Origin of the sequence: Paraburkholderia acidisoli (assembly GCF_009789675.1) — a bacterium.
Taxonomy (GTDB): domain Bacteria; phylum Pseudomonadota; class Gammaproteobacteria; order Burkholderiales; family Burkholderiaceae; genus Paraburkholderia; species Paraburkholderia acidisoli.
The window spans coordinates 684,745-696,830 of sequence record NZ_CP046915.1 but is presented as its reverse complement, the minus strand read 5'-3'; the positions used below and the strand labels follow the sequence as shown (position 1 = coordinate 696,830).

Sequence of the window (12,086 nt, the reverse complement as noted above, 5' to 3'; positions counted from 1 at the left end):
AGTTCCCGATCACGCGGTCCGGTTCTTGAACGACGGCGCCGCCAACCCTTCGATCATGATATTCACGCAAGCGGGCTGCTTCGCGCGTTGCGCCGCGTGCGCCTGTTCGATGGCGTCCTGAAGCGCTTCGGGATGCTCGACGAACGCACCGACGCCGCCGAACGCTTCCGTGACGCGATCGTAGCGCGCGGGCAGCAACTCGCAACCGATCAAGCGCTCCGCGCCGTAGCTGCGCAACTGAATCTGATACTCGGCGTTCCAGCGCGCGTCGTTGCCCACGACCGCCACGAACGGCAGCCCGTAGCGCACGGCGGTGTCCATTTCCGCCGAATGAAAGCCGAAGGTGCCGTCGCCCATCACGGCGACGATAGGCGCATCCGGATGCACGACGCGCGCCGCCACGGCGAACGGCAGCGCCGCGCCGATCGCGCCCGCCACGCCGTTGATCACGCGATGCGGCGCGTGCAGGCAGGCTTGCGCCCATTGGCCGAACTCGCCACCGTCGGAGATCAACACCGCGTCGGGGTGACTGTCGAGCCACGCCTGGAACGGCGCGAGCGCCTGGACCGGATGCACGCGCTTCTCCATCGACGACGACGCCTTGCCCCATTGCTCCGGCCGCCACGCGACGGCGGCCTGCACGTCGCGCGTCCAGCGCTCGTCGCAGCGGTGCCCGCTGGCCCGGCACGCAACGGCAAGGGCGTCGAGCGCAGGGAAACTGTCCGCGACGGCGCTGCCGATCAAACGCTGCCCCACGGCGCGTCGCGTGCGGGCGATCTCCTGCGCTTCCGGATCGATCTGCACGAAGCGGCAGTCGGGCGAGAACGCGGGCGATTGACCGAACGCCAGGGTGAAATCCATGCGCTTGCCGAGCAGCATCACGCAGTCGGCTTTAGCCAGCACTTCGGCGAACGCCCCCAGTGCCGGATCGTTGATGCCGCGGGGACTTTCCATGCCGATCACGGGAATACCGGAGGCGGCCGCGAGCGCTTCGGTGTGCGCGCGTCCTGCCTGCCCCATGCACGCGGGGCCGACCAGTATCAACGGCCGCGAAGCCTGCGCCAGGCTCGCGGCGAAACGCGTGGCGATGGCAGCGTCGAGCGGCTGCACGGCCGGCAGAAAGCGCTCGGCGCTGACTTCTTCGGGCACGAACGCGTCGGCTTCCAGCACGTCCACCGGCAGGCTCAGATGAACGGGGCCGGGTCGCCCCGACCGCGCGGTGCGCATGGCGTGAATCACCTCGTCGACGAGCGTGTGAGCATGCTGCGCGGTCATCGCGAGCTTCACGAGCGGCGCCGCCACATCGGCCTGGCGCATTTCCTGAAACGCGCCCATGCCCAACTGGTTGTGCGGCGCATGCCCGCTCAGCAGCAACACCGGCGACTCCGCCATCTGCGCCGTATAGAGCGCCGAAACCGCGTTCGCGTGGCCCGGGCCGCCGGTGACCAGCGCCACGCCCACGTTGCCCGTCAGGCGCGCGTAGGCGTCGGCCATGTGCACCGCCGCCGCCTCGTGCCGCGTATGGAACAACTCGATTCCCGCGCCAATACACGCGTCGAACACGGGCATGATGTGATTGCCCGATAGCGTGAAGATGTGCTTCACCCCCGCTTTCGACAGTGCGTTGACCAGCGCGTCCGCGCCGCGGCGTGCATCCGACATGGCGATATCTCCTGTTGAGAACGTATTGAATGCTGCGATTGGATCATGGCGAGTGGATTATTCGCGTCATCGCCCACCGCGAAAAGTCAGTAATTCTTGACGTGAACGAAAGCTTCTCTTCGGCTTGGCTTCCACGTCTCGGTCGTTCGCGCGAGACGTAGGGACGAGCAAAAACTCGCACCCATGTTTTCCCTGATGGCAAATTGAAGGCTAACACACTACATTCAACTCATACAGATGAGTTGTATGACTGTGATGTGAAGGCAACGCGGCGGCCAGCCGTTCGTGCACATCGGTCACGCGACCCCTTTCGATTCGTAGTGCGGGTTTCCTCCCGTTCCCATGCGGCCGGGCAGCGCTGCCGGACCTCGCTGTCCAGTTCTCATGCGCCCGGTTGCGCTGCGGATGCCAATCGCCCACGCGGCGGAGGTATGCGTTGAATCTCAGACTCTCGTTCAGCAAGGATTACTACGCGGGCGCGTTGATGGTCGTGATCGGCGTGAGCGCGGTGTACGCCGGTTTGTCCTATGACGTCGGAACGTTGACGAGCATGGGCGCGGGATTCTTTCCCGTGGCCGTGGGCGCGCTGCTGGCTGTCGTCGGCATCCTGATCGCGCTCGCGGCCAAAGACCTGCCCAAAGCCGCATCGAATCCCGGCGACGCGCATGCGCGACTGCCCGATCTGCGCGGCGCCGTGTGCATCATCGCCGGCACGCTGGCGTTCATCCTCATCGGCAAGTACGGCGGGCTGATTCCCGCCACCTTCGCGATCGTATTCATTTCGGCACTCGGCGATCGAACCAACACGGTGTTTCGCGCGGCCGCGTTGTCGATCGTCATGTGCGCGATCGCCCTCGTTGTCTTCTCATGGGCGCTAAAACTTCAGTTGGCGCCATTCGCCTGGGGATAGTGAGCAACATGATCGAACAATCCTTGCACGACCTCTTTTACGGCTTCTCGGTTGCGCTTCAGGGCACCAACCTCATGTGGTCGTTCTTTGGCGTCCTCGTGGGCAACATGGTGGGCGTGCTGCCCGGCATGGGGGCGTTGTCGGCGATCTCCATCCTGTTGCCGCTGACCTACGTCATGCATCCCGTTCCCGCGATCCTCATGCTCGCCGGCATTTTCTACGGCTCGCAATACGGCGGCGCGATCGGTGCCATTCTGCTCAATCTGCCGTCGCACCCGCCGCACGCGATCACCTGCCTCGACGGTTACCCCATGGCCAAGGCCGGCCGCGGCGGCGCGGCGCTCGGCATCACCATGCTGAGTTCGTTCTTCGCGGCTTCGACGGGCATCGTCCTGATGATCTTCGCTTCGCCTTTGCTCACGGCCATGGCGTTCAAGTTCGGCCCGGCGGAGATTTTCTCCGTCATGCTGCTGGGTCTGCTGGCGGGCTCGACGATGTCGCGCGGCTCGGCGCTCAAAGGCATTGCCATGACGTTGTTCGGCTTGCTGTGCGGGATGGCCGGCACCGACGTCAATACGGGCACGTTCCGCTTCACGTTCGGCCTGACCGACATGAACGACGGGCTCGAACTGGTCGCCATCGCCATGGGGCTGTTCGGCGTGGCCGACTTCCTCTGCAACGTCAACCGCATGCAGGTCTCGAACAAGTCGCTCGATGTGCGCCTCAAGGACATGCGGCCCACGCGCGCGGAACTCAAAGCCACGTTCTGGCCGATGACGCGGGGCACCGCCGTGGGCGCGCTATTCGGCGCCATGCCGGGCACCGGCCCGACCATCACCACGTTCGTGGCCTATGCGCTGGAGCGAAAACTTTCCAGGCACCCCGAAGCATTCGGAACCGGCATGATCGCCGGCGTGGCCGCGCCCGAGGCCTCGTCGCATTCGAAAACCCAGGTGGACTTCATCCCGACGATGAGTCTCGGCATCCCCGGCGATCCGGTGATGGCGCTGATCCTGGGCGCGCTCATCATTCAGGGCATTACGCCCGGCCCGCAATTGATTTCGGAGCACCCCGATATCTTCTGGGGACTCATTGCGAGTTTCTGGATCGGCAATATTCTTCTCGTGCTGCTGAATGTTCCAATGATCGGCATGTGGATCAAATTGCTGAAGCTGCCGTATCGCTATCTCTATCCTTCCGCGATGTTCTTTATTGCCGTGGGCGTATTCAGCACCCAGAACAGTCTCTTCGAAGTGTGGCAAGTGCTGGCATTCGGCTTGATCGGTACGGTGTTCAGTTATCTGGGTTTTTCCGTTGCGCCCATTCTGCTCGGCTTCGTGCTCGGACCGATGATCGAAGAGAACTTTCGCCGCGCGCTACTCATCTCGCACGGCAACATGTCGATCTTCATCGACCGGCCAATCAGCTGCGGATTCCTCGCGGCTTCCCTGTTGCTCGTGGTGATGGTCACGCTCTCCGCGCAACGAAACCGCCGTCGCGCGAACAAGACTCCACGCGTCGCCAAGAACAATGCGCACGCCGAAATGCCCAGTACGACCAGCGATTAAAAAGGGGCAGGAAAAGCAACCGCCCGGCGACGCATGTGCCGGGCGGTTTTCATTTTCCTGGCGCGATTCGGATTCCCAACGATCGTTGTAATCAGACCATAGTTTCTATTGCTCCAAGTGCCGCTGCACTGCAACGCGCGTACAATACGGGTTACTACTTAACGGATAACCCGAGTTCTCGTGAATACCCCTTCTTCTCCCGTTCGTACTTCCTCCGACTCTTTCCAACGCATTCAACGCCAGCTCGCGTCCGCCGCACGCTGGATGCTCGAATTGCACGACGACGTCAGCGACCTGAAAGCGGCGGTCGAGCAACGCACCACGGCATGCCGATTCGAGTGACTGCTTCGAGCTTGTTGCGGACCTTAAATTTCGCTTACCCCAAACTCACTCGCTCAATAAAAAGCCCGCCAGGATCCGGTATCCGGCGGGCTTTTTTCTTCTGAGCAATCGATACTCAAAGCGCGAGATCGAAGCCTTCTCTTTCTTTTCGAATGGTTATGGCTTCAGGGCGAAGTTTCAATTCGCGCTGATATGGCTGGAACTCACGATCTTTTGCCATTTCGCCGATTCCGTCGCAATTTTGCTTTGGAGTTGCTGGGGCGTGTCGCCCACCGGGTCCATGCCGAGCACAGCCAGCCGTTGACGCGTCTCAGGCTGGGCCAGCACCTTCACGGTGTCCTGCTGAATCTTGTTGATGACGTTCGCCGGCGTGCCGGCCGGCGCCACGAGCGCGAACCAGCCCGTCACGTTGAAACCAGGCAAGCCCGCTTCGCTCACCGTGGGAATATCGGGCCACGCGCTGGACCGATGGTCGCCGGTCACCGCCAGCACCTTGATCGTCTTGCCCTTCATGAACGGCACGGCCGCGGCAATGTTCGGCAACACCACCTGGACGCGGTCCGCCATCAGGTCGTTCAACGCCAGCACTTCGCCTTTGTACGGCACGTGAACCATGGGAATGCCCGCCGCTCCGGCAAAGGCTTCGTCGGCCATATGCACCTGGCTGCCGATACCGGCCGAGCCGAAATTCAGCTTCGGATGCTGCGTTTTGCCGTATGAGATCAGTTGCTGCAGATTCTGGATGGGCAGCGAAGGCGCGACGGCCACGACCATGGGATTACTCGCGACCGTGGTGATATAGCTGAAGTCCTTGGCCGTGTAAGGAAGCTTCTTGTAGATGTACTGATTGACGGTGAACATGCTGCCCGAAGCCAGCATCAACGTGTAGCCGTCGGGCGCCGACTTGGCCTCGACCTCGGCGGCGATCATGCCGCCCGCACCGGGACGATTGTCGACCACCACCGACTGTTTCCACAGCGTTCCCAAACCCTGGCCAAGCGCGCGCGCCAGCACGTCGGTCGAACCGCCTGCCGAGAACGGCACGATGAGCCGGATCGGCTGGGAAGGCCAGGCGTCTTCCGCGCTGGCGATCGATGGCGCCTGCAACACCGCGGCCAGCGCGGCGGCGAGCACGAGTCCGCGCCGGACCGTGCGAACGAATGTGGGGGTCATTGCGTTGTCTCCGTTTGAAATCATGGATTCGGCACGGGAACGACTCGCAGCAGAACGGCTTGAACTGCGCCACGAGGCGCTTCGCGCAACCGCGTGTCGACCTCGACACGCCTTACTACGCCATCTGTTCGGTGAGGATCGTCTCTCCCGGCCGTACCCGGCTGAAGGTTACGGGCTCCTGCTCGATCACGACTTCGCCGTTGCGCTGGCGAATGGTCGTGAACGCGGAGGTTTCCAGTGCGCCGGCTTCGGGAAAGTCTTCGCGAAAATGCGCGCCGCGCGAGTTCTCGCGGGAGAGCGCCGCCTCGGTAATGATCTGACTCACCGCAATCAGGTTTCTCAGGTTCAACCAGTCGTGCCACTGCGCGTTGAATGCACGGTCGCCGTCCACCACGCCCGTCTCCTGCAAGCGCCGCGCGAGTTCGCCCAGCACCGTGCGCGCGCGCAGCAGCCCGTCGCGGTCGCGAATGATGCCCACGTGCTTCCACATGCAGTCGTAGAGCGCTTCGCGAATGTCCTCCAGACCGGCTCCGGTTTTCGAAAACGGCGCTTCCGCCTCTTCGATCGCATGGTGAATGGCGTGCGCATCGGGCTCACGGAACTGACCGTGCGCGACCACCCACTTCGCCATGCTGTCGCCGGCGATGCCGCCAAATACGGTGGAATTCGCCACGCCGTTGCCGCCCAGCCGGTTGGCGCCGTGCACGCCGCCCGTGTCTTCGCCCGCGGCGAACAAGCCATGCAACGCGGTACGGCAGTCGGTGTCGAACATGACGCCGCCCATCATGTAGTGCGCGGTGGGCACGACTTCGACCAGGCCGCCAGCGAGATCGAACCCGCAGTCGGCGCAACGCTCCACCATGCCCTTGAACTGCTTGCGGACCTTGTCCGGGCCGAGATGATTCATCTGGATGTAGACGCCGCCGTTCGGCGAGGTGCGACCCGCGCGCATTTCCGCGTAAATGCCGCGCGAGACGATGTCGCGCGTCGCGCGTTCGCCGCGCTTGTCGTAGTGCTCCATGAAGCGGTCTTTCGCTCCGTTCAACAACCAGCCGCCGGCGCCGCGCAGGCCCTCTTCGAGCACCGTGCCCGTCATGCGCGTGTGATTGCCGGCGAGCAAACCGGTTGGATGAAACTGGACCATTTCCATGTCGCGCAGCGTGAGACCGGCGCGCAGTGCCATCGCCAGCCCATCGCAGCTCTTGTCGCCCGACGGCGTATGAAACTTGTACATCGTGGGGCCGCCGCCGGTGGCGAGCAGCACCGCGCGCGCCTGTACGAAAACGAACTTGCCCGTACGCATGTCGATCATGAGCACGCCGGCCAGCTGCGCGCCGTCGGCGGTGGGGATCAGTTCGATCGCGCGATGTTCCTCCAGGCGATGAATGCCGCGGCTCCACACCTGTTCGGACAAGCGGTTGATGATCTCGATGCCGGTCAGGTCGCCCTTGTGCACCGTTCGATCGAAGGTCTGGCCCGCGAACGCTTTCTGGTGAATCGAGCCGTCCGGGTTGCGATCGAAAAAACAGCCGAGTTCGTTTTCGAGTTCGCGAACGCGCTCGACCGCCGTGCTCACCAGCGCCCAGGCGAGATCCTGGTTCGACAGCCACTTACTCCCTTCGATCGTGTCCATGAAGTGGCGCTCGACCGAATCGCCGGGCGCGAGAGCCACGTTGTAGCCGCCCTGCACCATGCGCGTGCAGCCGCATTTGCCGAGCAGCCCTTTCACCGCGACCGTGATCGAGAGTTCGGGCGCCGCCTTGTGCGCATGAAGCGCGGCGAAGAGACCCGCGCCGCCCGACCCCAGGATCAGGATATCCGTCTGCACGCGCTCGATCGTCATTTCGCCGGCACTCCCAGGCTTTCGAGCACGGCGGCACGGCGCGCTGCGGTATCGCTTTTCACCGCGTCGTAGAGGCTCGCGCCATGGCTGTCCATGGCGACGAGCAAGGGACCGAAGGCATTGATACGGAATTGCCACAGCGACTCGGGATTCAGATCGTCGAGATCGACGGCCTCGATCTGCTCGATCCACGTGGTTTCGAGCGCCGCCGTGCCGCCGATGATCGCGAGGTAGACGCCGCCCAGTTCCTCGAACGCCGACTTCGAGGCTTCCCGCAAGCCGCCCTTTCCCACGATCATGCGCACGCCGTATTGCTGCATCAGCGGCCGCGTGAATCGCTCCATGCGGTCCGAGGTGGTGGTGCCGATGCAGATGGGCTCGTAGCCCGCGGGGAACGCTTCGCTCGGCGTCACCTTGCGCACGTTCGGCGCGGTGTGAATCACGGCGTGCCCGCGAAGATCGAAGGCCGTCGTGCGGCCCTTGTCGAAGAGATGGATCTGCGTCGCGTCGCGAATGCCGAACAGCGTCCGGTGCAAGGTCACCGTGTCGTTCACTCGCAGCTTGCGAATCTGCGACTCGTCGACAGGCGTAGAGAGGTCGAAGTGAGCCATATCAGAATCCGTAAGTGACGCCGTTCGAGGTGAGTTGCGCGCGCGCGCGCCGCGCCGAGTGGCATTGCATGTTCACGGCGATGGGGTTCATCGTGATGTGCGTGGCGGCGAGCTCGATATGCACCGCGAACGCGGTGCTGTCGCCGCCCAAACCTTGCGGGCCAACGCCGAGGCGGTTCACCGCGTCGGACAGTTCGCGCTCGAGCTGCGCGCCTTGCGGGTCCGCGCACACGGTGCCGAGCGCACGCGTCGCGGCACGCTTGGCGAGCGCAATGGAGAGATCGGACGTGCCGCCGAGTCCCACGCCCACGATCGTCGGCGGGCAGGTCTTGCCTCCAGCCGCCACGACGCAATCGACCACGAACAGCTTGATCGCGTCGATACCCTCGGCCGGCACGGCCATCTTCAGGAACGAGTTGTTCTCCGAGCCGCTGCCCTTCGGCACCATCTCGATCGTCGCGGTCTCGTTCTCGTCCGTGAAGTCGACGTGAATGACGGGAACCTCAATGCCGCAGGACGTATGGTTGTTCTTGCGCGTGAGCGGATGCACCACCGAAGACCGCAGCGGATGCTCGCGCGTGGCCCGCTCGCAACCCTTGCGGATGGCCGCTTTCAATTCGAACCCGTCGAACTCCACGTTACGGCCCAGCACGACGTTGTAGATGGGAATGCCCGTGTCCTGGCAGAGCAGATTCTCGGTTTCCTCGGCTACACGAATATTGGTCTGCATCGTCGACAAGACGCGCTGCGCCACGGGCGACGTCTCGTTGGCGGAAAGTCGGTCGATGCCATCTTTCACGTCGGGCGGAAGCAACTTGAGCGCGCGAATATAGAGCTCTTTCGACGCTTCCTCGACGACATTCAGGTCAAGTTTCATGGTCGTCCATTCCAGATCGGTACCGCATAGTGTGGGAACGTGGGTGGCGCGGATCGTTTGGATTCCGCGCTCATGAATCGCTAATGGATCAGCGCGAGCAGGAAGGCGAGCCCGGTACAGGTACTCGCGCCCAACCCGAAGGCAAGCCAGTTTTTCCTCAAGCCCGTCCAGGGCAGGAATTCGATCAGCAGGAGCCGAATGCCGCCCATCAGGTGAAGCGAGAGGAGCACCACGAGCCCCCACTCGCCGAACTTGAATAGCGGCTGGTCGGTCGCGCGAAGAAAGCCGTCCAGTGCAGCCTCGCCCGTGATGGCGTGGCCGAGTGCCCAGAAGTGAACCGGAAGAAACACGGCCAGACCCAGCCCCGAAAGCCGGTGCACGAGGAAGGCCCACCAGGCGGGATGCGTGCGGGCACGGTAGTCGTTTTTTCGCATCACATTACGACTCCATAAACGGCGCGCAATCCCATGACCGCGAGGACGGCGGAAAAGGCAAGACACGCCAGTTGCGCGGACTTGCCCCGCCAGTGCAGCCACTCTTCTGCGATTCGCAGCAGGCCGACAGGCACGTGGATCGTGCATGCCAGCACGAATAGCGCGTAGAACGCGCCGAACACCAGATTGCCGCGCGTGCGCCCGAGCAGGCTCGCCGCGCTCAAGCCGCTATGGACCGCGTACAGGATGACGCCGAGGTGAACGAACACGCACAGCGCGAGGACCGTGGCGCTCATGCGCTGCCAGTACCAGAGACGCGCCTGCGTGCGCAGTGAGAGACCCTGCATCACAGGTCTCCTTCGCGCGCGGCTTTCATCGTCATGCGCTTGAGACCCGCAATGCCCGCCGTGGGCGAGAGATGTTTAGGGCAGCGTTCCGTGCAGGTGGCCTGCGTATGGCACGAGTGACAACCCGCGTCGCCCGCCACCGCGCGCAGGCGTTCGCGCGCCTGGGTGTCGCGTTCGTCGTTCATGAGCGTCCACGCGCGATTCAACGCGGCGGGCCCCAGGTAGTCGGGGCGCCACGTCACCACGTCGCAGGACGAATAGCACACGCCGCAACCGATGCATTCGATTCCCGCGTCCGCGGCCTTGCGTGGCGCGCTTTCGGGACTCACTCGCGCGAAGTCGTCGTGACGCGTGCGCTCGCCCGAGAACTGCCCTTTCGCGCGGCTCCATTTGTCGAAGAACGCGCTCATGTCCGTCACCAGATCCTTGATGACCGGCAGATTCGAGAGCGGCGCGATTTCCAGTTCGCCGTTCACCGCGACTTTCGAAACATGCGTGCGGCAGGTCCAGCGCGCCTTGCCGTTGACGTTCATCGCACAGGAGCCGCACATGCCCACGCGACAGGCGAACCGGTAGGCGAGATCCGGCTGCAACTGCCGTTGAATGAACGTCACGACGTCCAGCACGGTTTGACTCTCGTGACGCGGCACGTCGAAGGCGGCGAGCCCCCGCGTGGCGCTTCTCCATACTTTGACCCGAAGTGTGTCCTTGTTCACAATGCCTCTCGATGAATGGCTGACGCGGTGAAACGGAACCGATGACATAAGGGCATTGTTCACCAGGTCGTCATCAAGAAAAATCGAGTAATTCTGGCGTTCAGGTAAAGCTTTTCTATGCCTCGCCCGGCACACGGCGAAGCTTCAGCACCGTGGCCATCTGCACGTTGTCACGCTCCTTCTCGAGCCCGGAAATCACGAGCGTGGCGACCGCGTTGCCGATCATGTTGGTCACCGCGCGAACCTCGGAGATGAACCGGTCCACGCCCAGAATGAGCGCCGCGCCCTCGATGGGAATCTGCTTGAACGCCGTGAGCGTGGCCAGCAGCGTGACGAAGCCCGCGCCCGACACACCGGCCGCGCCTTTCGAGCTGATCATCGAAAGCACCATCAGCCCGATCTGATCGCCCCACGAAAGCGGCACGTTGTACGCCTGCGCGATGAACAGCGCGCAGATCACCTGAGCCACGCAGGTGCCGTCCAGATTGAAGGAGTAGCCCATCGGCATCACGATGCCCACGACCTGCTTCGGGCAACCCATGCCTTCCAGCTTGCGGATCAACTGGGGAAAGACCGACTCGGAGGACGTGGTGGCCAGCACGAGAAGAATTTCGCCCTTCAAATGGTTGAGCAGGCGCAGCAGCCTGAACCCGCTCAGGCGGCAGATGGTGCCGAGCACGACCACGAGAAAAAAGATCGTCGCCACATAGATCGTGATGAGCAGCATGCCGAGTGAGTTCAGCGCCGCGACACCATACTTTCCCACCGCGAAACCCATCGCGCCCAGTGCGCCGAGCGGCGCGAGCTTCATGATGAAGCCGACTATCCTGAAGAGCACTTCGGAGACGCCGTCGAAGAACGTCAGCACGGGCTTGCCTTTCTCACCGACATACGACAATCCCACAGCGAACAGGCAGGCAATCACGACGATCTGCAACATGTCGCCCGAAGCAAACGGACTCAGGAAACTCGACGGCACGATATGGAGAAAAAACCCGGTCAACCCGCCGCCCTGATGCATTTCCGTCTGGTACTGCGCCAGGACGTGCACATCGGCGGTGCCGGGCTGAATATTCATGCCTTCGCCCGGCGCGAACACATTGACCATCAACAGGCCCAGCAGCAACGCCATCGTCGTCACCACCTCGAAGTAGACGATCGTCTTGCCCGCGATCCGGCCAAGCGTGCGCATTTCCCCGATCTGCGAAGCGCCGCAAACGATCGTGGTGAAGATCAGCGGCGGCGTAATCATCTTGATCAGACGAATGAACACGTCGGACAAGGGCTTGAGGGATTGGGCGAAGGCCGGAAAAAAATGGCCGAGCGCGATGCCGATCACAATGGCGATCAGCACCTGGACATAGATGTGCTTGCAGATACGACGCAACATGGTGTCTCCTTGCTCTCGCCTCGCGCGGCTTTGGCGCCGCGCGAGGCGAGAAAGAGGTCGGGCCGCGCAGGTCGGGCCGCGCAGGTCGGGCCGCGCAGACCCGGCACTCGGACCTGTTGTCATGACGGCGTGGCGATCGCCTCTTGCGGACGAATGCGGCCACGGCGCCTCGGTCGTTCGATCGCGCAGGCACGCCCGATCGAACCTCGCGAT

At 63.2% G+C, this 12,086-nt stretch carries 12 protein-coding genes; 3 read left to right on the top strand and 9 right to left on the bottom strand.

Annotated features, from left to right (window positions below):
* Positions 1–9: 9 nt before the first annotated feature.
* A complete protein-coding gene (locus FAZ98_RS25290; protein WP_158955191.1) occupies positions 10–1,662 on the bottom strand; it encodes a thiamine pyrophosphate-binding protein in 1,653 nt (550 codons plus the stop codon).
* Between the two features lie 484 nt (positions 1,663–2,146).
* Here FAZ98_RS25290 and FAZ98_RS25285 point away from each other — a divergent pair, with 484 nt between their 5' ends.
* The 3 genes from FAZ98_RS25285 (at position 2,147) to FAZ98_RS25275 (ending at position 4,482) form a co-directional block, all read left to right on the top strand.
* Positions 2,147–2,572, top strand: a complete 426-nt coding sequence (locus FAZ98_RS25285) for a tripartite tricarboxylate transporter TctB family protein (protein ID WP_158956510.1) — start codon at positions 2,147–2,149, stop codon at positions 2,570–2,572.
* An 8-nt stretch (positions 2,573–2,580) separates the two neighbouring features.
* A complete protein-coding gene (locus FAZ98_RS25280; RefSeq protein ID WP_158955189.1) occupies positions 2,581–4,140 on the top strand; it encodes a tripartite tricarboxylate transporter permease in 1,560 nt (519 codons plus the stop codon).
* 180 nt (positions 4,141–4,320) lie between these two features.
* Complete coding sequence (locus FAZ98_RS25275) at positions 4,321–4,482, top strand: hypothetical protein (RefSeq protein ID WP_158955187.1); 162 nt, start codon at positions 4,321–4,323, stop codon at positions 4,480–4,482.
* Positions 4,483–4,659: 177 nt separating this feature from the next.
* Here the strand turns inward: FAZ98_RS25275 and FAZ98_RS25270 are convergent, their stop codons facing one another.
* From FAZ98_RS25270 to dctA, 8 genes are all read right to left on the bottom strand, one after another.
* Positions 4,660–5,655, bottom strand: coding sequence for a Bug family tripartite tricarboxylate transporter substrate binding protein (locus tag FAZ98_RS25270; RefSeq protein WP_158955185.1), 996 nt, complete (start codon positions 5,653–5,655; stop codon positions 4,660–4,662).
* Positions 5,656–5,770: 115 nt separating this feature from the next.
* Positions 5,771–7,498, bottom strand: a complete 1,728-nt coding sequence (locus tag FAZ98_RS25265) for an L-aspartate oxidase (protein ID WP_158955183.1) — start codon at positions 7,496–7,498, stop codon at positions 5,771–5,773.
* Entirely contained in the window at positions 7,495–8,109 is a 615-nt protein-coding gene (locus tag FAZ98_RS25260) for a fumarate hydratase C-terminal domain-containing protein (protein WP_158955181.1), read from the bottom strand. The genes FAZ98_RS25265 and FAZ98_RS25260 overlap by 4 nt, the downstream gene beginning before the upstream one ends.
* Before the next feature lies 1 nt (position 8,110).
* Positions 8,111–8,986: a fumarate hydratase gene (locus tag FAZ98_RS25255; protein WP_158955179.1), complete on the bottom strand. Its 876-nt coding sequence runs from the start codon at positions 8,984–8,986 to the stop codon at positions 8,111–8,113.
* Positions 8,987–9,066: 80 nt separating this feature from the next.
* Positions 9,067–9,420 (bottom strand): succinate dehydrogenase, cytochrome b556 subunit, encoded by a 354-nt coding sequence (gene sdhC, locus FAZ98_RS25250; RefSeq protein WP_158955177.1) that lies wholly within the window; start codon positions 9,418–9,420, stop codon positions 9,067–9,069.
* A complete protein-coding gene (locus tag FAZ98_RS25245) occupies positions 9,420–9,767 on the bottom strand; it encodes a succinate dehydrogenase (RefSeq protein WP_158955174.1) in 348 nt (115 codons plus the stop codon). Before FAZ98_RS25245 ends, sdhC begins: the two co-directional genes overlap by 1 nt.
* On the bottom strand, positions 9,767–10,531 hold the full coding sequence (locus FAZ98_RS25240; protein WP_158955172.1) for a succinate dehydrogenase/fumarate reductase iron-sulfur subunit: 765 nt from the start codon (positions 10,529–10,531) through the stop codon (positions 9,767–9,769). Before FAZ98_RS25240 ends, FAZ98_RS25245 begins: the two co-directional genes overlap by 1 nt.
* Positions 10,532–10,598: 67 nt before the next feature.
* Positions 10,599–11,873 carry a C4-dicarboxylate transporter DctA gene (gene dctA / locus FAZ98_RS25235; RefSeq protein WP_158955170.1) on the bottom strand — a complete coding sequence of 425 codons (1,275 nt, stop codon included), beginning with the start codon at positions 11,871–11,873 and terminating at the stop codon, positions 10,599–10,601.
* Positions 11,874–12,086 lie beyond the last annotated feature (213 nt).

Coding starts and splice junctions, on each gene's coding strand:
- FAZ98_RS25290 (WP_158955191.1), bottom strand. CDS start 1,662: ATGTCGGATGCACGCCGCGGCGCGGACGCGCTGGTCAACGCACTGTCG.
- FAZ98_RS25285 (WP_158956510.1), top strand. CDS start 2,147: ATGGTCGTGATCGGCGTGAGCGCGGTGTACGCCGGTTTGTCCTATGAC.
- FAZ98_RS25280 (WP_158955189.1), top strand. CDS start 2,581: ATGATCGAACAATCCTTGCACGACCTCTTTTACGGCTTCTCGGTTGCG.
- FAZ98_RS25270 (WP_158955185.1), bottom strand. CDS start 5,655: ATGACCCCCACATTCGTTCGCACGGTCCGGCGCGGACTCGTGCTCGCC.
- FAZ98_RS25265 (WP_158955183.1), bottom strand. CDS start 7,498: ATGACGATCGAGCGCGTGCAGACGGATATCCTGATCCTGGGGTCGGGC.
- FAZ98_RS25260 (WP_158955181.1), bottom strand. CDS start 8,109: ATGGCTCACTTCGACCTCTCTACGCCTGTCGACGAGTCGCAGATTCGC.
- FAZ98_RS25255 (WP_158955179.1), bottom strand. CDS start 8,986: ATGAAACTTGACCTGAATGTCGTCGAGGAAGCGTCGAAAGAGCTCTAT.
- sdhC (WP_158955177.1), bottom strand. CDS start 9,420: ATGCGAAAAAACGACTACCGTGCCCGCACGCATCCCGCCTGGTGGGCC.
- FAZ98_RS25245 (WP_158955174.1), bottom strand. CDS start 9,767: ATGCAGGGTCTCTCACTGCGCACGCAGGCGCGTCTCTGGTACTGGCAG.
- FAZ98_RS25240 (WP_158955172.1), bottom strand. CDS start 10,531: ATGTCATCGGTTCCGTTTCACCGCGTCAGCCATTCATCGAGAGGCATT.
- dctA (WP_158955170.1), bottom strand. CDS start 11,873: ATGTTGCGTCGTATCTGCAAGCACATCTATGTCCAGGTGCTGATCGCC.